21 protein-coding genes are annotated in these 20,255 nt (G+C 40.2%); 5 read left to right on the top strand and 16 right to left on the bottom strand.

The genetic code is table 11. The annotated features are described in order from the left end of the window. Positions 1-303 precede the first annotated feature (303 nt). A complete protein-coding gene (locus tag M3196_RS21350; protein ID WP_251324310.1) occupies positions 304-1,170 on the bottom strand; it encodes a nucleotidyltransferase-like protein in 867 nt (288 codons plus the stop codon). A gap of 119 nt (positions 1,171-1,289) precedes the next feature. Here M3196_RS21350 and M3196_RS21345 point away from each other — a divergent pair, with 119 nt between their 5' ends. Beyond that, complete coding sequence (locus M3196_RS21345; protein ID WP_251324309.1) at positions 1,290-1,655, top strand: YgzB family protein; 366 nt, start codon at positions 1,290-1,292, stop codon at positions 1,653-1,655. 43 nt (positions 1,656-1,698) lie between these two features. Here M3196_RS21345 and perR read toward each other — a convergent pair whose 3' ends face one another. The 4 genes from perR to M3196_RS21325 all read right to left on the bottom strand — a co-directional run bounded on the left by perR (position 1,699) and on the right by M3196_RS21325 (position 4,933). Further along, complete coding sequence (gene perR, locus M3196_RS21340; protein WP_077364684.1) at positions 1,699-2,130, bottom strand: peroxide-responsive transcriptional repressor PerR; 432 nt, start codon at positions 2,128-2,130, stop codon at positions 1,699-1,701. A 108-nt stretch (positions 2,131-2,238) separates the two neighbouring features. After that, the gene (locus M3196_RS21335) at positions 2,239-2,787 is read right to left on the bottom strand and encodes a cob(I)yrinic acid a,c-diamide adenosyltransferase (protein ID WP_251324308.1); all 549 of its coding nucleotides are present in this window, start codon (positions 2,785-2,787) and stop codon (positions 2,239-2,241) included. 1 nt (position 2,788) lies between these two features. Next, the gene (locus M3196_RS21330) at positions 2,789-3,739 is read right to left on the bottom strand and encodes a D-2-hydroxyacid dehydrogenase (protein WP_276531466.1); all 951 of its coding nucleotides are present in this window, start codon (positions 3,737-3,739) and stop codon (positions 2,789-2,791) included. A gap of 84 nt (positions 3,740-3,823) precedes the next feature. Beyond that, positions 3,824-4,933 carry an aminopeptidase gene (locus M3196_RS21325; RefSeq protein WP_251324307.1) on the bottom strand — a complete coding sequence of 370 codons (1,110 nt, stop codon included), beginning with the start codon at positions 4,931-4,933 and terminating at the stop codon, positions 3,824-3,826. A 139-nt stretch (positions 4,934-5,072) separates the two neighbouring features. Here M3196_RS21325 and M3196_RS21320 point away from each other — a divergent pair, with 139 nt between their 5' ends. Beyond that, positions 5,073-5,252, top strand: coding sequence for an H-type small acid-soluble spore protein (locus tag M3196_RS21320; protein WP_251324306.1), 180 nt, complete (start codon positions 5,073-5,075; stop codon positions 5,250-5,252). Between the two features lie 132 nt (positions 5,253-5,384). Here the strand turns inward: M3196_RS21320 and bcp are convergent, their stop codons facing one another. From bcp to M3196_RS21290, 6 genes are all read right to left on the bottom strand, one after another. Further along, a complete protein-coding gene (bcp, locus tag M3196_RS21315) occupies positions 5,385-5,855 on the bottom strand; it encodes a thioredoxin-dependent thiol peroxidase (protein ID WP_251324305.1) in 471 nt (156 codons plus the stop codon). 63 nt (positions 5,856-5,918) lie between these two features. Then, entirely contained in the window at positions 5,919-6,335 is a 417-nt protein-coding gene (locus M3196_RS21310) for a potassium channel family protein (RefSeq protein ID WP_251324304.1), read from the bottom strand. A 108-nt stretch (positions 6,336-6,443) separates the two neighbouring features. Continuing rightward, positions 6,444-6,992 carry an NADPH-dependent FMN reductase gene (locus M3196_RS21305; RefSeq protein WP_251324303.1) on the bottom strand — a complete coding sequence of 183 codons (549 nt, stop codon included), beginning with the start codon at positions 6,990-6,992 and terminating at the stop codon, positions 6,444-6,446. A 303-nt stretch (positions 6,993-7,295) separates the two neighbouring features. Further along, positions 7,296-8,081: an ABC transporter permease gene (locus M3196_RS21300; protein WP_251324302.1), complete on the bottom strand. Its 786-nt coding sequence runs from the start codon at positions 8,079-8,081 to the stop codon at positions 7,296-7,298. A gap of 6 nt (positions 8,082-8,087) precedes the next feature. Then, positions 8,088-8,879, bottom strand: coding sequence for an ABC transporter permease (locus tag M3196_RS21295; RefSeq protein WP_251324301.1), 792 nt, complete (start codon positions 8,877-8,879; stop codon positions 8,088-8,090). After that, a complete protein-coding gene (locus tag M3196_RS21290; protein ID WP_251324300.1) occupies positions 8,872-9,888 on the bottom strand; it encodes an ABC transporter ATP-binding protein in 1,017 nt (338 codons plus the stop codon). Before M3196_RS21290 ends, M3196_RS21295 begins: the two co-directional genes overlap by 8 nt. A gap of 502 nt (positions 9,889-10,390) precedes the next feature. On the opposite strand from M3196_RS21290, the gene M3196_RS21285 reads away from it, so the two are divergent. The 3 genes from M3196_RS21285 to M3196_RS21275 all read left to right on the top strand — a co-directional run bounded on the left by M3196_RS21285 (position 10,391) and on the right by M3196_RS21275 (position 14,229). Beyond that, positions 10,391-11,677: a glutamate-1-semialdehyde 2,1-aminomutase gene (locus M3196_RS21285; RefSeq protein ID WP_251324299.1), complete on the top strand. Its 1,287-nt coding sequence runs from the start codon at positions 10,391-10,393 to the stop codon at positions 11,675-11,677. A gap of 213 nt (positions 11,678-11,890) precedes the next feature. After that, entirely contained in the window at positions 11,891-12,961 is a 1,071-nt protein-coding gene (locus tag M3196_RS21280) for an FUSC family protein (RefSeq protein WP_251324298.1), read from the top strand. Between the two features lie 293 nt (positions 12,962-13,254). After that, a complete protein-coding gene (locus tag M3196_RS21275; protein ID WP_251324297.1) occupies positions 13,255-14,229 on the top strand; it encodes a nuclease-related domain-containing protein in 975 nt (324 codons plus the stop codon). 49 nt (positions 14,230-14,278) lie between these two features. Here M3196_RS21275 and M3196_RS21270 read toward each other — a convergent pair whose 3' ends face one another. From M3196_RS21270 to M3196_RS21250, 5 genes are all read right to left on the bottom strand, one after another. After that, entirely contained in the window at positions 14,279-15,193 is a 915-nt protein-coding gene (locus M3196_RS21270) for an ABC transporter permease (protein ID WP_251324296.1), read from the bottom strand. 13 nt (positions 15,194-15,206) lie between these two features. After that, positions 15,207-16,211: an ABC transporter permease gene (locus tag M3196_RS21265; RefSeq protein WP_251324295.1), complete on the bottom strand. Its 1,005-nt coding sequence runs from the start codon at positions 16,209-16,211 to the stop codon at positions 15,207-15,209. A 103-nt stretch (positions 16,212-16,314) separates the two neighbouring features. Further along, the gene (locus tag M3196_RS21260; RefSeq protein ID WP_251324294.1) at positions 16,315-17,910 is read right to left on the bottom strand and encodes an ABC transporter substrate-binding protein; all 1,596 of its coding nucleotides are present in this window, start codon (positions 17,908-17,910) and stop codon (positions 16,315-16,317) included. A 59-nt stretch (positions 17,911-17,969) separates the two neighbouring features. Next, positions 17,970-18,944, bottom strand: coding sequence for an ABC transporter ATP-binding protein (locus tag M3196_RS21255; RefSeq protein WP_276531465.1), 975 nt, complete (start codon positions 18,942-18,944; stop codon positions 17,970-17,972). After that, entirely contained in the window at positions 18,919-19,926 is a 1,008-nt protein-coding gene (locus M3196_RS21250) for an ABC transporter ATP-binding protein (RefSeq protein ID WP_251324293.1), read from the bottom strand. Before M3196_RS21250 ends, M3196_RS21255 begins: the two co-directional genes overlap by 26 nt. Positions 19,927-20,255 lie beyond the last annotated feature (329 nt).

Here is a 20,255-nt window from a genome sequence, read left to right as displayed (position 1 = left end):
ACGCCGCCAGCGTTCATCCTGAGCCAGGATCAAACTCTCCATAAAAGTGTTTGACTTGCTCGATTTAAAACTGACGGAATTAAATGTAATTCCTTACCTATTTCTTTTGTTCAGTTTTCAAAGAACTCTTTAAAGCTTGTCGCTCGTTTTGGCGACTTTATTAGGATAACATCTGAAAAATAAGATGTCAACCCGTTTTTTTATCGTGTTTCCCGACTGCAACAATGTTTCCGTGTGTCGCAGCGACAAGAAATAATATAGCACGATATCCACAAACAGGTCAACACCTTTTTGTAAAAAAGTTTATTCTTTTATTGCGTAGTAGCGGTGGTATAGGTTTTTGCTCTTGGTTTCTTTTTTAATCGTCCTTATATAGCCCTTATCCTTTAGATGTGTAAGAAGCATCGGAAGATCGATGGCGTAATCCCGCACCTCGTCATGCTCCATTAATTCATGGTACGCCCATTCGTCTTTTTGTTTAATGACACCTAACAAATGGTTTGCACCTAGTTTTGTTTTAGATGACAGTGAAAACTCGGAGGCAAGAAGAAGCAGTTCAATTCTTTTATCAATGGACTCTTCCCCTGTGACAAGCTCTTCATAAAGCTTAAAGATTTCGGGCTGAATCATTTTTACCTGATTCCAGACCGTAACCTCTGGATAATAGCCATGTTCAATTACAGATAAACGTGCAAGATGATGAAGAGCATGCATGATATTGTTAAAAGCATCTAAATAATGACTGGAATGAAATAATTCCTTTCCGTCATTATATCTTCTAAGGAGTTTAGCGAATTCCAGTCCGATCTTATGTGTTCGTTCTTCTACAGGAAACTCATGCAGTCTGTCTCTTAGCCTTGTTATGTACTCGTTCCGGTTAAATAGAACCCTTCCGTTCATTACCCAGTCAACCGCTCTTTTGTTTGTCCCGAGCATCAGCCACGAATTCAGCAAATCCTCAGTTACAACATGCAGGGCAGCTGAACCTGATTGATACTCGTAGTGTTTAATCATCCAAGGCTGATCAGATTCTTTTACTATTATAAGAAGAATACTGTCAAAGTGGTCAGTACCTGGGCTAAATGGTTTGGTCTTTTCAACATCTAAAACTCCTAATGTGTTTTCGTTACTGGCTCTCTCTTGATACAGCGGGCGTAAAATATCGTCCATGAAGGTCATCTCCCATATTAACAAAATCCTGTGTGTAATCTTTCAACATCAAATAAAGAAATCCTTTTTCTTTTCTTCAGAGTTCATATGTTATACTAATGAACGTAGGAGGGACAGGTATGATAAAGTATACGAGCAAAATAAATAAAATACGTACGTTTGCCTTAAGCCTTGTGTTTATAGGTATCATCATCATGTATGCAGGCCTGTTTTTCAAGACAAGTTTTGTCGTTATGTCTATTTTTATGGTGGTCGGGTTCATTGCAACGATCGCCAGTGCTGGTGTTTACTTTTGGATCGGAATGATTTCTACTCAGGCCATGCAGGTTGTCTGTCCGAATTGTGGGAAGGTCACAAAAGTTCTCGGCCGTGTTGATGCATGCATGTCCTGTAATCAGCCGCTTACGATGGATAAAAGTCTTGAAGGCAAAGATTTCGATGAAAAATACAATTCAAAACGTGAAATGCGTAAAGAAAATAGATAAAGCTGACATTCCGTTAAGGAAGTCAGCTTTTTTCATATATTACTTAATGTTTTCTTTTGCAATCCGGGCATACTCCGTAAATTTCCATTCGGTGCCGGCCTACTTCAAATCCTGTTACTGATTCAGCGAGACTTTCCACTTCATCCAACCCTGGATAGTGAAAGTCTACAATCTTTCCGCATGAGTCGCAGATAATATGATAATGATCTGTGGTCACACAATCAAAACGGCTGGACGAATCTCCGTAAGTCAATTCTTTTACAAGCCCTGCTTCTTTAAAGACACGAAGGTTATTATAGACAGTTGCAACACTCATATTTGGAAATTTCCCTTCCAGCGCCTTGTAGATCTCGTCAGCTGTCGGATGGGACATCGATTGAATAAGATGCTCTAAGATAGCATGACGCTGAGGCGTAATACGTACACCCGCTTCTTTTAAGTTGTCAATTGCAGCATTTATCTTTGCGCTAGACATCGTCATGCACCCCATTTCTTTAAGAATTATTACTTTATAATCGTTATAATTAGTCTACTGCTTAACTACAGGTTTTGTCAATTGAAGTGTATGGAAACACTCAGCTTTTTATGATAAATCTTCATGAAGCACAGGCTCATTTACTTTCATCTGTTCATTTACATATCTTGCAGCAATAAATAAAAAGTCAGATAGTCTGTTTAAATAAGATAAAACAAGAGGATTTACTCCATCTACCCCAACGGCCAGCCGTTCTGCACGTCTTACAATTGTTCGGGCTGTGTGTAAAGCGCTGCCTGATGGTGAACCACCTGGAAGGATAAATTGTTTTAATGGCTTTAGTCCTTCCTGCCAGCTGTCAATCGTTTCTTCAAGAAAACGGATGTCCTCTTCTTTCAGCTTCCAAGACACTTCCTTACCTGAAGGAGTCGCGAGCTCTGCTCCTACATGAAATAAAACAGTCTGTATCTTTTGCATAACGATAGTCGCTTCTTTGGCCCAGTCCTCGTTAGGCAGATGGCTTACCCCGAGACCAATCATACTGTTTGCTTCATCACATGTCCCATAGGCTTCTACACGAATATCATTTTTGGATACTCTTTCTCCAAAAATTAAAGAAGTGGTACCTTTATCCCCAGTTTTTGTGTAAATCTTCATATTAATACCCCCGATCATATGGAATAATGTTAATCATGTCTGATAGCTTTTCTTTTCTATAAAGCTTCAGGTTTTCACTAAAGATCTCAATTGCTCTTTCTTGATATTGAGGTGAAATCCCCGATAAATGCGGCGTTACGGTTACATTCTTCATATCCCATAACGGACTTTTCTCAGAAAGTGGTTCTTTTTCAAACACATCCAAAACCGCATGACCGATTTTGTTTGCTTGAAGAGCTTCAATAAGTTCGCTCTCCACTATTGTTGTACCTCTGCCGATGTTTATTAATACTGCTGAAGTTTTCATAAGCGAAAAAGCATCAGCACCAACAAAACCTTCTGTTAAAGCCGTTGAGGGAAGGACATTTACAATGAAATCACTTTCTTCATAAAGCTTGCTGATTCCTTCCTTTGAAACGATTGTATCAAAGTTTTCTACTGGACTGCCGCTTGTATTAAAACCTATTGTTTTCATATTGAATGCTTTTGCTAATCTTGCCACTTCTGTTCCTATTGCACCCGTTCCTAATACCCCTATCGTTTTTCTTGAGATTTCAGTCATAGGAACTTTTCGGTCCCAAGTATGCTGTCTTTGATTCTCAAGTAATTCCTTAGATTTTCTGGATACTTGAAGCATCATCGAGATTGTATACTCTGCCATCGGTATCTTATGAATTCCTTTTGCATTTGTTATAAGGATATTTTTTTCTTCTAGAGCTATAAATGGCATCTTATCCAGTCCTGCCGAGATAACCATAATCCATTTTAATGATTTGGCCGTATCTATCAGTTCATCAGTCAAATCTTCTCCATAAGTGATGAGGACCTCTGCCTCCATCAGTTCGGCTGCAGCTTCCTTCATATTTTTATAAAAATGAAAGTCCTCTTCAGAAAATCGTTCTTTGAGTTGATCTCTTATATCATCTCTTAATCGTGCGCTGGAAAGTATCATGATTAATCACCTTCTTTTTGTTTTTGCAGAAACAGAAAAAGCGGGACAGTGCATCCCGCAATTATGTTTCTTTTTATCCTTTGATTATTTAAGGTTTTCCGGGTTTAAGCCCTGCAATTCAGGAAGAACGAACAACCCGTCTTTACGGACCAATACATCATCAAAGTAAATTTCTCCTCCGCCATACTCTGGACGCTGAATCAGCACCATATCCCAGTGGATGCCTGATTCGTTTCCATTAAAAGCATCTTGATATGCTCTTCCTGGTGTAAAGTGAATACTTCCGCCAATCTTTTCGTCAAATAAGATATCTCCCATTGGATGCTGGATCAATGGATTTACACCGATTGCGAACTCACCAACATAACGAGCGCCTTCATCTGTATCAAATATTTCGTTCAATTTCTCAGTGTTGTCTGAAGTAGCTTCAACAATTTTTCCGTCTTTAAACGTTAAGCTTACATTATTAAATGTAGTTCCATGATAAGGACAAGGCGTGTTATACGTAATTTTTCCGTTAACGCTGTCTTTGACTGGCGCTGTAAATACCTCTCCATCAGGAATATTGTTTTCGCCTGCACACATAACAGCAGGAATACCTTTAATAGAGAACGTTAAATCTGTCCCTTGTCCTGTGATGCGTACTTTATCGGTACGTTCCATCAATGCATGAAGAGGCTTTTGCGCTTCTGCCATCGCTTTATAATCTACATTGCATACATCTAGGACGAAGTCTGTAAATTTCTCTAAGCTCATTTTCGCCATTTGCGCTAGACCTGTTGTTGGATAGTTCAACAATACCCATTGACGGTCGTTGATAATCAGATTTTGAATGGGCTTGTTTAATTCAGCTTTCATTTGGAAAATATCACTTGGAACCTCAGAGAACTCTGAATCGTTGTTTTTACATTGAATAGAGATATAAGCATCCACGTCTTCCATGCGGGCAAGATCCCATTTTACTTGAGACTCAGTATGCTCTTTTGAAGATCCCATCATTAAGACACGTGAGATTTCTTCATCAACAAGCTGAACATATGGAAAAGCTCCCAAATTATACGTTTCTTTTACAAGCTCCTTAACAAGCGGCTTTCCTGCAACAAAAGAAGTAATTAATACTTTTTGACCTTGTTCTAGTTTAAGTGAGTGCGTTAACAATGTTTTTGCTAACGTTGTTAAACGTTCATCTCTCATTATGTAGACCCCCATATTTATCTGTTATAAAATTCACACAATTTCATTTTATCATGCGCAGCCTGTCCTGCCTATTTTTATAAATGAGAGCATATTTCTCCTATGAAAACGACATAATACAGTCGTGGAGGTGATAATAATGAACGTATCACGTGCTCAGCAAATTATTGAATCTGAAAAAGAGATTGAAGTTTTACATAACGGTACACCGGTTTGGCTTCAATCGGTTGACGAGAATAATCAAACAGCAAGAGCTTACACGAGAGAACAACCTGATAACGAGATGGACATTCCTGTTAATGAATTGCAGGAAAGCTGATGAAACCTTGGCTGACGTCATGCTTTTTAAGTCAGCCTAAGTTGCACTTATACTATATTCCCAAACTTGTTTACTATTCCGTTTTTACCAGTTAAGTGTAAAAAAAGCCCCGAATCATTTCAGGGCTTTTTCTTATGCAAGATTTTCTTTTATATATTGAAGCGCTTCTTGAACATGATCCTTCACTTTTACTTTTCGATATTCCTTTGAAATGACCCCTTCTTTATCGATGATAAACGTAGCTCTTTCGATGCCCATGTATTCTTTGCCAAAGTTCTTCTTCAGTTTCCAGACATCATACATTTCCGCAACTTTATGCTCCTCATCCGCTAGCAGCAAGAATGGCAGACCATGTTTCTCAATAAATTTATCGTGCCGTGCTAACGGATCAGGACTGATGCCAATGATGATAGTATTTTGATCTTCGAATTCATTATGCATATCTCTAAAATCACATGCTTGAGTTGTACAGCCTGGTGTCATGTCTTTCGGATAAAAATAGAGAACAACATTTTTGCCTTTATAATCAGAAAGCTGAACTTCCTTCCCATTGCTCGCTGGCAGTTTAAAATCAGGTGCTTTTGTTCCTGTTTCAACAGTCATTATAAGCCCTCCATAAAATCATTTTTTCTTTTAAGAGTAGCCTAATTACCGCTTATTCAACAACTATTTTGCAGTTTTATTATGATGGATTACAGATGAAAGAACAAACGCAATCGGCAGTAAATACCCAATAAGCGCTTGAAGGGCTGCGATCCATCTTCCTGCACCCACTGGCACAATATCTCCATATCCAACTGAAAGAATCGTCGTGCTGCTGAAATAGATGCATGCTTCAAAAAACGAAAAGAAATCACTTTGTTCCAGCTCTAGTTTTATTACTGGATAACCCATCATAGACAATAAAACATATATCATTCCAAAACCCGAAATAATCGTACCATAAACAATGAATAAAACCAGCAGATGACTGGCTGGCATAAGATGCTCTTTAATATCAGGGTGTTTAAATAGCATCCATATACTGCGCATAATGATTGCAGCACTGGCTATTAATAAAATGACTAATACGCCATGTCCCATTCTTTCCACCTCAATTTATCCTATGAGATGATAAAGATGATTAGGACAGCCTTAATAGAGATAAAACGAAAAAAAGACAGCTCCATTTATGCAAGCCGTCTTTTAAATTTAATTATTTGTTTTTTTTACAGATACTAGCTCTGTTAATTCCTTTAATTGTGCGGCCAATTCACGTACCCGTGTTTTAGCCAGTTCATCAACTAATGCGTTTCCTTCATCAAAGTTAACTGGATCTGCCACGTATTGATCAGGTATAACTAAGCTGTATATTCCGCGCAAAACGGTACGAAGGTTCGCCAGTGCATTAATTCCACCTTTGCCGCCGCCAGCAGCAACCGCTATTGACGAAGGTTTATTTTTAAAATACTTCCCGCCTAAAAAGTCGAGTGCATTTTTTAATGCCCCGCTCATCCCGCTATGATACTCCGGACTTGTTACGAAGAAACCATCAGCTTCCTCAGCATAATCTGCCAGTTTTTTCACCATTTCATTTTCTGCAGAAGTTGCATCACCTGTAAATAAAGGAAGACGATCAATCCCCACATCAAAATATAAAACCTCAACATTCATTTCACGAAGGACCTCTGCTGCGTATTGAGCTAGACCTCTTGTTCTGGATTCTGCTTTTGGACTTCCTGCTATAACCATGATCTTCATCTATGTATCCCTCATTTCTGCAATGTTCAAAAGTACTACCTTCATATGTTACTAGACTTTTATCATCTTCAATAAGCAAAACGAATTCAAACATATAAAATCACTACTTTAGTCTGGATTTGAAAGTTATTATTGACTTTCCTTCTATCCGAATGTAAATTATTTGTAATTTTTTGGAATTTATAAAAACAATTAGATTAACACCTAATCAAATTTAAATAATGAGAGGAAGTTAGAAAGCTTTGCAGCTGCATTCACCTATTAAACAAAAAACCGCTCTCCTTTTCGAGAGAACGGTTTTCATTAGTTACCTGCACCGCGGTATTTTGTTACACCGATGTTCCACAATGTTACGGCCATCATAAAAAACACGAGACCTACAACTGGTGTTAAAAAGGCGTATGTGTACCACTCATCTCTTTTTAAAAAGTATGAAGCCGGGTATACACCAACAAACGCAAACGGAAGAATCCACGTCAGTACGTACTTAATGATTTTATTATAAATATCAACCGGATACCGGCCATAGTTGCCGATGTTATACATCATTGGCATGATGTCTGTCCGCGAATCCGACCAGAAGCCGATCGTCGCCAGGCTAATGAAGATTCCGGCATATACGAGTGCTCCCCCTAATACAAGAAGAAGGAAGATGAATGGATCGTACCAACTGATCTCAAGACCGAGTTTATCACCCGCATAGAACATAACGACCAAGCCTGTTACAGCACCGAATAATGATTCAAGCTCCATGCGTTCGAGCACGATTTGAAAAAGACTGTGAACAGGTCTTGTAAGGATACGATCCATTTCTCCTTTAACAATATAACGGTCTGTAAAATCCCATATATTAAAGAAGGATGCAAATATAGAAAACGGAACGAGGAAGAAGCCATAGATAAAAATCATCTCATTCTTGCTCCACCCGGCAAGCAGTGTTGTATGTCCAAAAACAACAAGGATGAACACCAGGTTAACCGCTTGAAACAAAAAATCAGATAAAATCTCAACAACCATATCAGCACGGTAAGTAAGCCTTGTTTTTAAATATTGTCCTACATATTGAAAAAAGATCGATAAATATTCCATATGTCTTTATCCCCCTTGAACCACAAGCTGACGCTTCGCTAAAACCCAGAGCCCATACACAGGGATAATTAAGATTGCTGACCAGACCGCCTGGTTGATAAGAGCTTCAAATACTTGAGAGCCTTTAAACCCTTCTGTAAAAATCATGCTCGGAATGTAACTGATCCCCTGAAAAGGAAGATAGCTCATAATATTCTGCGCCCACATCGGATAAAAACTAAGCGGTAAAATAAGCCCTGAAAACAAATCAATCACAACACGCTTTGCCCGGATCAATCCGTCGTTGTTAAATAAGAAGAACGTTGCAATGCCGGCAAGCAGATTAATTTGTGTATTAATAATGAAGCTGAAAAGAATCGAGACGAAAAAGAAGACCCACGTCTCTAAGTTTACTGATAACTCCACTGGGAAAACGAGTGAAACAATCACCATGCCGGGCACCGAGAAGAACAAAAGCCTGAAAATCCCTTCGCCGAGTCCTTGCATCATCTTCATATTTAAATAGGGATACGGACGAACCATCTCGACCGCTACTTTTCCTTCTTTAATTTCCATCGCTATTTCACGGTCGATGTTGTTAAAGTAAAAGGCTCTGGCCATCCAGGCAACAGCAATATACGTTGTCATCTGAGTGATTGAAAGACCTTGGATGTTTTCTTTCCCGCCATAGATCGCACTCCATAAAAAGTAATAAGCCCCAATGTTGATGCTGTAGATTAAAATTCCGCTGTAATAGTTGGTACGATACGCCAGCATCATTAAGAAACGGATGCGGATCATCTCCATATATTTACCCATGTCGTACAGCACCTTCTACATAAATATTACGTATAATTTCCTCTGTTGAAATCTCAAGGATCTTTAAATCTGCGATCTTTTTAACAGCAGTAACTTTTCCGATAACACCTGAGATTACAGTTTCATCACTATCCACGGAAGCTACCCAGATTAGGTCACTTTCCCCTTGTTCCCATACAACAAGATGATCTTTTGTTAAGTTCTGCAATTCTTCAAGCGTCGCTTTTTCACTAAACTGGAACTGAATCTGTTTCCCTTCTGCCCAGTTTTCGCGAAGCTCTTTTAACGGACCATCATAGATGATCTTACCTTCATCAAGCATGACAACCCGCTCACAAAGAGCTTCAATGTCTGAAAGGTCATGCGTCGTTAAAAGAATGGTCGTTCCATACTTTTCATTAATACGTTTTAAAAACTCCCGAATCTTTAATTTCACAAGGACATCGAGCCCGATTGTCGGCTCATCTAAAAACAGCAGCGGCGGATTGTGAATGAGTGCAGCCGCTAATTCACACCGCATTCTTTGTCCGAGTGACAGCTTTCGGACAGGCTTATCGAGAAGCGGCCCGATATCGAGCGTATCAATAACATCCTTCATATGCTCTTCATACTGTTCATCCGGCACGTTGTAAATTTTCTTTAGCAGTCTGAATGATTCCTGAACCGCAATGTCCCACCATAGCTGTGAACGCTGGCCAAAAACAACCCCGATTGTCTTAACGAATTTCTCCCGTTCTTTATGAGGGTTCATGCCGTTCACAACAATCTTCCCGTCAGTAGGAGTTAAGATGCCAGTGAGCATTTTTATAGAAGTCGATTTACCGGCCCCGTTTTCACCGATATATCCAACCATCTCTCCTCTTTTAATAGAGAAAGAAATATCATCTACTGCTGTTTTTATTGTGTAATTTCTAGTAAACAAATCACGAAATGCCCCTTTCAAACCTTGCCGGCTCGAATAGGACTTAAACGCTTTCTTTAGATTCTGAACCTCTATAATATTCTCCATAAGATGAAGCCTCCAAAATAAATAAAAGAAATAATATAAGGTATTTTAATAAGGCTGTTTTCGCAAACTTTGTCGCTCTTGAAAGTAGTTGATTTCCGTTACAGGATGCTCGCTTTCCGGGGGGCGTGCGGTGAGCCTCCTTGGCGCTCCGCACCATTAGGAGTCTCCCCTGTCCCGCTACTCCCCCAGGAGGCTCGCACCTTGCACTCCAATCAACGTGTCAAAGAAGTGAATGGAACAAATTACTCAAAAGCAACAATCTTTTAAAGAACAGCCTTTTAAAATAAGTAAGGCATTTTTAGTGTTTGTAATTTTGCACAGCAAAATTTAGAGTTTCCTTTAGAGAAACTCAAGCACTAGGATAGTGTATCCTATCCGTCTTCTAAAACTCAAATAGTTGAGAAAATACGGTACAGTTTTCCAGACCTGTGTCTACTAGCTTTTCATGCTACAATACTAGTTGAACTTAAGGTTACTTAGTCTTTTAGGAGGAATTATATAAATGAATCACGTTCGATCTGAAGCTCTTTATGATGAAGCTCTCTTACATATTGTCGGCGGTGTGAACAGCCCTTCCCGTTCATTTAAAGCAGTTGGAGGCGGTGCACCGGTTTTTATGGAACGCGCTCAAGGTGCTTATTTTTGGGATGAAGACGGCAACCGCTACATCGATTACCTTGCTGCATACGGCCCTATTATTACAGGACATGCTCATCCTCATATTACAAAAGCGATTGTTAAAGCTGCTGAAAACGGCGTGCTTTATGGAACACCTACTGCACTTGAAGTTAAATTTGCGAAAATGCTGAAAGAAGCCATGCCTGCTATGGATAAAGTGCGTTTTGTAAACTCAGGAACAGAAGCTGTTATGACAACGATCCGTGTCGCTCGTGCCTATACAGGACGAGATAAGATCATCAAGTTTGCTGGATGCTACCACGGTCATTCTGATTTGGTGCTTGTTGCAGCTGGTTCTGGTCCATCTACACTGGGTACACCAGATTCTGCAGGTGTTCCAAAAAGTATTGCTCAAGAAGTGATTACGGTACCTTTCAATGATATAGATGCTTATCATGCTGCCATGGATAAATGGGGAGATCAAATTGCTGCTGTGTTGATTGAGCCAATCGTTGGGAACTTCGGCATTGTTGAACCAAAAGAAGGATTTTTACAAGCGGTGAATGACATTACCCACGAGCATGGTGCTCTTGTCATCTACGATGAAGTAATTACAGCTTTTCGCTTTATGTATGGAGGCGCGCAAGATCTGCTTGGAGTGAAGCCAGACATGACAGCTCTTGGTAAAATAATTGGCGGCGGACTACCAATCGGCGCATATGGCGGCAAGAAAGAGATCATGGAAAAAGTAGCACCGCTCGGACCTGCTTATCAAGCGGGAACGATGGCTGGAAACCCCGCTTCCATTTCAGCAGGTATTGCATGTTTAGAAGTATTGCAGCAAGAAGGTGTGTACGAGGAAATGGATCGTTTAGGTGCAATCTTAGAAAAAGGGTTGTTGGAGCAAGCTGCGAAATATCATGTATCTGTCAGCATCAACCGTTTAAAAGGTGCTTTAACTCTTTATTTCACTGATGAAAAGATAGAGAACTACGTTCAGGCTGAAGCAACGGACGGAGAGATTTTTGGAAGGTATTTTAAACAGATGCTTAACGAAGGCATCAACCTTGCACCTTCTAAATATGAAGCGATGTTTTTAACAACCGCTCATACAGAAGAAGACGTTATGGCAACGATTGAAGCTGCCGGAAAAGCATTCAGCCGTCTTTAATATTCTTATAGAGTTATCAAGAATCCGTCACAGTACGGATTCTTTTTTTGTTTTAGGGGAAAACAAGTAATAAAAACCTGTCGTTTTTCATACGGTATGAAAGTCTGTAACTTTCACAATTTGTTAACACACTTTAACTTGATTAAACTCACAAAACAGTTTATAGTGTTTGAGATTATTAACATTTTTTATGAGAAAGGAATTATCGCAGTTATGAAATTAGGAGCCCGAATGATTAAAACGGGTTTAGCCATATCGTTATCGATCTACCTGGCGATGCTGTTTCAACTGGATCAGCCTGTGTATGCGGCAATCGCTGCCACATTCGCGATTCAGCCTTCCATCTACAGGTCGTATCAAACCATTTTGGAACAAGTTCAAGGTAATCTTGTAGGTGCTATCTTTGCTATTATTTTTGTTATTTTGCTAGGCAATAACCCGTTTGTAATCGGATTTGTCGTTGTGCTGGTTATCGCAGCCAACTTAAAGATGAAAATTGAAAAAACAATACCGTTATCGATCGTTACGGTTATTGTTATTATGGAGAGCCATACAGAGAACTTTATTGGATTCGCTGTTGACCGGTTTTTGCTGATCATGCTCGGGGTATTATCAGCGTTTTTAGTAAACTTGGTCTTCATGCCTCCAAAATACGAAACAAAATTATATTACAAAATCTCCGGCCATACAGATGAAATTATTAAATGGATTCGCATGATTACACGGCATGCTTCAGAACATATCGCTATAAAAGAAGATCTGACTCATTTAAAAGAAAACCGCTTTAAGATGGATCAATACTATCTGCTCTATAAAGAAGAACGTACGTATTTTCGAAGCAACAAATATTCAAAAACCCGGAAGCTTGTGCTTTACCGCCAGATGATCCACACGACCAACAAAGCGCTGGAACTGCTGAAGAGCTTGCACAGTCATGAAAATGAATTGTACAATATGCCCGAACCGCTTCAGGAACTTATTCAGCTGAAGCTTGATGGATTAACTAACTTCCACGAACAGATGCTGCTGAAATATACAGATAAAATCCGGGCCCAGCATACGCTCGACATGGATGATGACATCAGCAAGAAGTCACTTATGAAATGCATCATGAGCTATTACAACAGTCCTGAAAATGAAGAATGGATTCAGCTGTTCCCTGTTTTTGCGCTGATTATTGATTACAGTGACCAGCTTGAACATCTCAATACATTAGTTGAAAGCTTTAAAAACTACCATCAAGACGATGGTGAAGTTCAGTTGGACCAGCGATTTGAAGATTAAATAAGGAAACCAGCCTTGGGGGCTGGTTTTTTGTTTTGTTTGGAAGCAGCATGGAGGCCGAGACGTGTCGATATATGTCTGGAAATGTAAACTCGTGGATAAATGCAAAAAACTTTTGGATTCAGTGATAAAACTCGTGGATTCAGCCTAAAAACTCGTGGATTCATAGACAAAATTTTTGGATTCAACCCTTTTCAGCTGCATAAATAAGAATCTTGCCTTTTGCATCAAACGGTATCATGCAGCAAAATGAGTGTCCTAACTGTACCAAAAAACAAAAAGGAGACTACCGAATGAAAAAACAAAGGAAAACACCCATATTCATTACTAAATTATCAAAATTAGTAAGGAGAATCCCTCCTAATCATTTTAGGAAAGAAGAATTTCAAGAACAGCTCCGAAATCATTCATCTGGCTTTAAAGGCGAGCAATCTCTGGAATATTTTTATCGTTATTTGCCAAAGGACATTCATTTTCTTCACGGTCTCCGAATACAACAAGATAAATATTATTTTCAAATGGATACCTTGCTTATAACCCCTTGTTTCATTACCATTCTTGAAATTAAGTACATGGCGGGCCATCTACTATTTGAAGATCAATTTTTTCAATTCATTCGGACTTATGAAGGAAAAGAAGAAGCATTCGCCAATCCCATCGACCAGGTAAACCGTCAACAATATCATCTTTCCAAAATTCTTGATCAGTACAAACTCCCATCTATTCCTATTGAAACCCTTGTCGTTATGACTCATCCTTCGGCTATTGTTGAATCCTCCCCCACATATAAAGAAGCTAAAGAAAAAGTAATTAAAAGCTCAAGTCTTCAACAAAAATTTGAAAGCCTCGCGCGTAAGTATCCTAATCCCATACTTACACAAAAACAAGTTAAGAAGTTAACAAGACTACTAGTGAAATTAAGCTCTTCATATGATCCGGATATTTGTGAACTCTTTCAAGTAAAAAAGAATGAACTCGCTAAAGGTGTGTTTTGTCCTAAGTGCTCTCATTCCATTATGAGATATGAATGGGGTAAATGGCATTGTAATTCATGCTATACTTCTTCAAAAACTGCACATATTGAGGCACTGCAAGATTACGCCCTCTTAATCTCTAAAAAAATTACTAATTATGAGTGTGCATTGTATTTAAATTTATCGTCGAGCAGCCAAGCCTATCACCTTTTACGTTCTTTAAATCTGCCTGCATCTGGAACAAATCGATCACGACACTACCACCTCACCCCACTTCTTGAAAACCTGCAATAAAAAGAAGCCTGGCAACCGCCAAGCCTCCTCATCCTCTTACATCAAATATTTAGCTCTTCATCCGCGGATCGAGTGCATCACGCAGTCCGTCACCCATCAGGTTGAAACCTAACACCGTCAGCATGATCGCCAGACCCGGGAACAATACCGTCCATGGCGCTTGGATGATAAAGTCTTTTGAATCAGCAAGCATTTTCCCCCACTCCGGAGTCGGCGGCTGAGCGCCCATCCCTAAGAATCCAAGAGCTGCCGCTTCGATAATAGCTGTTGCGATAGCCAGTGTACCTTGAACGATGATTGGAGCTAAGCTGTTCGGCAAGATGTGATGAAAGAGGATTCTGAAATCACTCATACCGATTGCCCGTGCTGCTGTTATATACTCTTCTTCTTTTACACTTAGAACCCTTGAACGCAATAAACGTCCAAAAGTAGGAACGTTAATGATCGCGATTGCAATCAAAGCGTTCTTTAAAGATGGTCCTAATACAGATACTACTGCGATCGCAAGCAAGATACTTGGAAACGCCAGCAAAATATCGAATATACGGGAGATGATGCCATCCACCCATTTACCATAGTATCCTGCCACGATACCAAGCAATGAACCTACGATTACAGATCCTGCAACTGAGAAAAAGCCTACCCATAAAGAGATTCTTGCACCATGTATGATACGGCTCAAAATATCACGGCCAAATTCGTCTGTTCCGAACCAGTGTTCAGCCGATGGTGCTATGTGTTTGTCTGACAGGTTAACGCCTTTGTAGTTATATGGAGCTAATAAATCTGCAAAAACCGCAATCAAAATAAAAAACGAAACGATTGACAGACCAACAAGAGCGATTTTATTCTTTTTGAAACTTCTCCAAGCTTCTTTCCAAGGAGAAACAGCTTTGTCTTCAACTGGTGCAGGCGCATGTTGCGGTACTACGGGAGGCGTTGATCTGGCTAGTTGTTCTGACATGCTTTCATTCCTCCTACTTAAATTTAATTCTCGGATCGATCGCTGCATAAAGCAGATCTACGAGTAAATTAATAAGTACAAATATGGTAGCCACAACAAGGATACCAGACTGGATAACAGGGTAATCACGAAACGATATCGCATCATAAATGTATGTTCCGATTCCAGGCCATCCGAAGATCGTTTCAGTTAAGATCGCTCCTCCTAATAAAAGGCCCGTCTGTAAACCGATAACTGTAACTACAGGAATCATCGCATTCTTTAAGGAATGCTTGTACACTACCCAGAACATTTTCATTCCTTTTGCACGAGCTGTACGAATATAATCGGAACGCATAACTTCAAGCATGCTTGAACGTGTCATTCTGGCAATAATAGCCATCGGAATCGTTGCTAGTGCAACACCAGGCAAGATCAGATGGCGTACTACTTCAACAAACTGGTCCATTCTGCCATGAAGCAGTGTATCGATTAAATATAAGTGCGTAATTGGATCAACCGGTACACGAATATTATCACGGCCGGTTGTCGGCAACCAATCCAACTGTATAGAGAACACATATTGCTCCATTAAACCAAGCCAGAAAATAGGCATCGATACCCCAACTAAAGCGAGTACCATTGCAGAATAATCAAACCAGGAATTTTGGAACCAGGCTGAGATGATGCCAGCATTTACACCGACTACGATTGCGATAATCATTGCCACCAGTGCCAATTCCATCGTTGCTGCTAAGTAAGGCCAAATTTCTTCCGCTATAGGGACGTTGGTTTTTAATGAAACTCCTAAATCTCCAGCGAAAAGACCTTTAATATATGCAAAAAATTGTGTGTACCATGGCTGGTCTAACCCTAGTCGTCTTGTTAGTGCTTCAATAGCATCTTGTGTCGCCTGTTGCCCTAAAATAAGCTGTGCTGGATTCCCCGGTATAGCACGAATCATCATAAAAACGATAAATGTCATCCCCAACAGAACCGGGACTAGCGTTGCTAACCGTCTGATTGTATAGGCAAACATATGGTCACCTCTTTCTGGAAAGATTACAAGTTAAGTAGTTTTACATGTTGCAGTGCAAAAAAAGGGGGAGCAGGATACATTAGTCCATACTCCCCGCCATACCTTATTCGAAAGATGTTTCCGCAAAAGATTGTGATCCTGTAGGATGTGGAACAAATCCTTTAATTTTGCTAGCTCCAGCTAATTGAGGCTTAGAGTGAACAAGCGGTACCCATGGAGCATCTTCATGAATGATCTCTTGTGCTTTCTTGTAAAGTTCAGCACGCGCATCTTCATCTGGGTTAGATTGTGCTTCTAGCAACAGCTTATGAACTTCTTCGTTTGTGTAACGAGAATAGTTGTTAGATCCGATATTGTCTTTATCAAGTAATGTGTAAAGGAAGTTATCAGCATCTCCGTTATCACCAGTCCAGCCTAGCATGAACACTGGTGCTTCACCATTACGTGTCTTTTCAAGGTACGTACCCCACTCAAACGTTACAATGTTAGCTTCGATGCCAACTTTTGCAAGGTTTGCTTGGATTGCTTCAGCTACTTTTTGTCCGTTTGGCATGTATGGACGTGCTACAGGCATTGCCCAAAGATCCATCTTGAATCCATCCGGAAGACCAGCTGCAGCTAGAAGTTCTTTAGCTTTTGCTTCGTCATATGCACGGTCTTGAATGCTGTCATTATAACCATTAATTGAAGGAGGCATTGGGTTTTTAGCCGGCTCTGCAGTTCCTTCGAAGAAATTGTCGATAATCGCTTGCTTATCGATCAAGTGGCTGATCGCCTGACGTACTTCCTTCTTGTCAAATGGAGCTTTCTCAACGTTAAATCCTAGGTAACCAACGTTCATAGACGGACGTTCAAACAATTGAAGTTTTCCGTTATCAGAAACTTTCTTCATATCAGATGGGTTTAGACCATCCATTAGATCGATCTCGCCTTTTGTTAATGCATTTAAACGAGAAGAGTTGTCTTTGATTACTTTAAATGTAACACCATCAAGCTTTGGAAGATCTTTTACCCAATAATCAGCGTTCTTTTCAAGAACGATTGTGTCATTTGGCTTCCAGCTCTTGAACTTGAATGGACCTGTACCCACTGGCTCTTTGCTAAGCTTGTCGCCATCCAATGACTTAGGGCTTGCGATTGCAAACGGGCTCATTGCAATGTTCTTTAAGAATGGTGCTTGAGGACGCTTAAGCTTGAATACAACTTTGTTATCCCCATCAGCTGTAACGCTTTCGATTACGTGTCCTTCATCTCCTTCAAATCCGCCAAACATTGATTTGTAGTAGTAGAATTTCTCTTCGTCTTTACTCTTTGCCCAGCGCTCAAAGTTCTTAACAACTGCATCTGCGTTGAACTTCTCGCCATCGTGGAACTTAACGCCTTCTTCAAGCTCAAACGTATACGTTAAGCCATCTTCTGAGATATCCCATTTTTTAGCAAGTCCAGGAACGATATCTGTATTATCTTTTCCATAGTTTACTAGTGGCTCATAGATTTGTTCTGTTACGATAAAAGATTCACCGTCTGTTACAACTGCCGGATCAAGTGCAACGGAGTCACCGCCGCGCCCGTAGATCATGACATTGTTCGGATCGACTTTCTCGTCGTCTCCGCCGCTGTTATTGCCTGATGAACATCCTGCTAAAGCAAGAGATAAAGCAAGCATTAAAGCAAATAAAGTTAATAAACTTTTCTTCATCTTCTTTCCCCCAGTTCTCATTTTAATAGTGCCTTTTTGTATATGTACGCGCTTACCCTTTATTCATATAAATGGCAGGCAGCGTAGTGGCCTTTATCAACTTCTTTTAAAACAGGTTTTACTGATGCGCAATGATCCATCGCTTGCGGACACCGTGTATGAAACGGACACCCGGCAGGCGGATTGGACGGACTCGGTACATCCCCTTGAAGGATGACGCGATCCTTTTGATGTTCAACATCTGGAATTGGAACAGCAGATAATAATGCTTGTGTATATGGATGTTTCGGATCATCGTATAGTTTTTCACTATCGGCTAGCTCAACGATATGCCCCAGGTACATTACTCCAACTCGGTCACTGATATGTCGTACAACTCCCAAATCATGTGCGATGAACAGGTATGTTAAATCGAATTCCTTCTGCAGATCCTGCATCAGGTTCAGCACTTGCGATTGTATGGAAACATCCAGCGCTGAAACAGGCTCGTCCGCTATGATCAGCTTTGGATTAACAGCTAGAGCTCTTGCAATCCCTATCCGCTGGCGCTGTCCCCCGGAAAATTGGTGAGGATAGCGTTTTGCGTGCCAGCTGCTAAGCCCTACCACTTCTAGCAATTCTCTTACTCTCTTTTTTCGTTCTGCTTTGTTTTTTACACCATGAACGATCAATGGTTCTTCTAAAATCTTTTCAACCGTATGTCGCGGATTAAGTGAAGCGAACGGGTCTTGAAACACCATCTGCATTTCGCGCCGCTTCTTTCTCATCGCATTTGTTGAAAGTTTAGTAATATCTTCGCCTTCGAAGTAAATTTTTCCTTCAGTAGGTTCCAAAAGTCTTAAGAGCATGCGTCCTGTCGTAGACTTTCCGCATCCGCTCTCCCCTACAAGCCCTAGTGTCTCTCCTTTTTTTATAAAAAAGGAAATACCATCTACAGCCTTTACTTCTCCGACTTGTTTACTTAAAATTCCGCCTTTGATCGGAAAGTGCATTTTGAGATTCTCTACTTTAACTAATGGCTGTGTCTGATTCATGCAGGTTCACTCCTTTCTCCTCGTAAAGCCAGCATCTTACTTGGTGGCTGCCCTCTTGAGTTGTAAGATGAGGAGTTTCAGAGATACACCTTGTTCCAGCATGCTCACAGCGCGGTGCGAAGGAACAGCCAGTTTTAATGGATCCAGGTTTCGGAACATTTCCAGGAATGGAATAAAGCCTTCCTACTTTCTCCCTCATATCAGGTACTGATTTAATTAGTCCTACAGTGTATGGATGCTTAGGGTTCTGGAAGATTGTTTTTACATATCCCTCTTCAACCACTTTTCCGGCATACATGACAACAACACGTTCACACATTTCAGCAACGACACCCAGATCATGTGTAATCATCATGATAGCGGTATCCGTTTCTTTGTTTAATCGTTTCATTAAGTCAAGGATCTGGGCTTGAATGGTTACATCAAGAGCAGTGGTAGGCTCGTCCGCTATAAGAAGTTTCGGGTCGCAGATCATGGCCATTGCGATCATGACACGCTGCCGCATACCTCCCGATAATTGGTGCGGATATTCTCTAACAAGTTCTTCAGCTCTTGGCAGCCCAACGAGCTTCAGCATCTCAATGGCTTTGCTCATCGCTTCTTTTTTTGACCATTTTCTATGTATGCGCAGTGATTCAATAAGCTGTTCCCCAATCGTGATAACTGGATTTAAGCTTGTCATCGGCTCCTGAAAAATCATTCCGATCTCATTGCCTCTAATTTGCCGCATCCTTTTTTCTGGTGCAGAAGCAAGATTTTCACCTTTAAAGAGGATTTCCCCTTCGATCTTCCCAGGCGGGGTAGGTACTAAGCCCATTACAGATAGTGATGTTACGCTTTTGCCGCAGCCAGATTCTCCAACAATTCCTAATACTTCGCCCGGATTAACATGAAAATCGACACCATCAACAGCAGGAATCGCGCCATCCTCTGTAAGGAAAGAAGTTTTCAGATTCTTAACTTCTAAAACAGGATTTCCCATGAGATCTCACTCCTTTCTCTAAGCTGTCAAATTTCCTAGAATATTACTTCTCTGTTGTGAATTATGACACTACTCTGACATTTTGACAATAATTAATTTTCAGAATACTCGACAAATACTACAGTAGATGTAGGTATATAGCCTTAATTTTATTGGATTTATTTCATAATAAATGACATAGAAAAAAGACTGGTTTTCACCAGTCTCAGACCGTAGACAAAACCCCTTTTCAATATAAATTGAAAAGGGGTTTGTCCTGTTTTTAACGTTTTTTAGATAAGATATCAAGCTGGGCATGGCTCTTGCCATGTCCAGTTTGCCAGTTTTTT

Origin of the sequence: Fictibacillus nanhaiensis (assembly GCF_023715445.1) — a bacterium.
Taxonomy (GTDB): Bacteria; Bacillota; Bacilli; order Bacillales; family Fictibacillaceae; genus Fictibacillus; species Fictibacillus nanhaiensis_D.
This window is presented reverse-complemented; position numbering and strand designations above follow the sequence as displayed.

Coding starts and splice junctions, on each gene's coding strand:
- M3196_RS21345 (WP_251324309.1), top strand. CDS start 1,290: ATGATAAAGTATACGAGCAAAATAAATAAAATACGTACGTTTGCCTTA.
- M3196_RS21255 (WP_276531465.1), bottom strand. CDS start 18,944: ATGAATCAGACACAGCCATTAGTTAAAGTAGAGAATCTCAAAATGCAC.
- M3196_RS21305 (WP_251324303.1), bottom strand. CDS start 6,992: ATGAAGATCATGGTTATAGCAGGAAGTCCAAAAGCAGAATCCAGAACA.
- M3196_RS21310 (WP_251324304.1), bottom strand. CDS start 6,335: ATGGGACATGGCGTATTAGTCATTTTATTAATAGCCAGTGCTGCAATC.
- M3196_RS21280 (WP_251324298.1), top strand. CDS start 11,891: ATGAAATTAGGAGCCCGAATGATTAAAACGGGTTTAGCCATATCGTTA.
- M3196_RS21260 (WP_251324294.1), bottom strand. CDS start 17,910: ATGAAGAAAAGTTTATTAACTTTATTTGCTTTAATGCTTGCTTTATCT.
- bcp (WP_251324305.1), bottom strand. CDS start 5,855: ATGACTGTTGAAACAGGAACAAAAGCACCTGATTTTAAACTGCCAGCG.
- M3196_RS21275 (WP_251324297.1), top strand. CDS start 13,255: ATGAAAAAACAAAGGAAAACACCCATATTCATTACTAAATTATCAAAA.
- M3196_RS21295 (WP_251324301.1), bottom strand. CDS start 8,879: ATGGGTAAATATATGGAGATGATCCGCATCCGTTTCTTAATGATGCTG.
- M3196_RS21335 (WP_251324308.1), bottom strand. CDS start 2,787: ATGAAGATTTACACAAAAACTGGGGATAAAGGTACCACTTCTTTAATT.
- M3196_RS21300 (WP_251324302.1), bottom strand. CDS start 8,081: ATGGAATATTTATCGATCTTTTTTCAATATGTAGGACAATATTTAAAA.
- M3196_RS21270 (WP_251324296.1), bottom strand. CDS start 15,193: ATGTCAGAACAACTAGCCAGATCAACGCCTCCCGTAGTACCGCAACAT.
- M3196_RS21330 (WP_276531466.1), bottom strand. CDS start 3,739: ATGATACTTTCCAGCGCACGATTAAGAGATGATATAAGAGATCAACTC.
- M3196_RS21325 (WP_251324307.1), bottom strand. CDS start 4,933: ATGAGAGATGAACGTTTAACAACGTTAGCAAAAACATTGTTAACGCAC.
- M3196_RS21250 (WP_251324293.1), bottom strand. CDS start 19,926: ATGGGAAATCCTGTTTTAGAAGTTAAGAATCTGAAAACTTCTTTCCTT.
- perR (WP_077364684.1), bottom strand. CDS start 2,130: ATGTCTAGCGCAAAGATAAATGCTGCAATTGACAACTTAAAAGAAGCG.
- M3196_RS21285 (WP_251324299.1), top strand. CDS start 10,391: ATGAATCACGTTCGATCTGAAGCTCTTTATGATGAAGCTCTCTTACAT.
- M3196_RS21290 (WP_251324300.1), bottom strand. CDS start 9,888: ATGGAGAATATTATAGAGGTTCAGAATCTAAAGAAAGCGTTTAAGTCC.
- M3196_RS21320 (WP_251324306.1), top strand. CDS start 5,073: ATGAACGTATCACGTGCTCAGCAAATTATTGAATCTGAAAAAGAGATT.
- M3196_RS21350 (WP_251324310.1), bottom strand. CDS start 1,170: ATGGACGATATTTTACGCCCGCTGTATCAAGAGAGAGCCAGTAACGAA.
- M3196_RS21265 (WP_251324295.1), bottom strand. CDS start 16,211: ATGTTTGCCTATACAATCAGACGGTTAGCAACGCTAGTCCCGGTTCTG.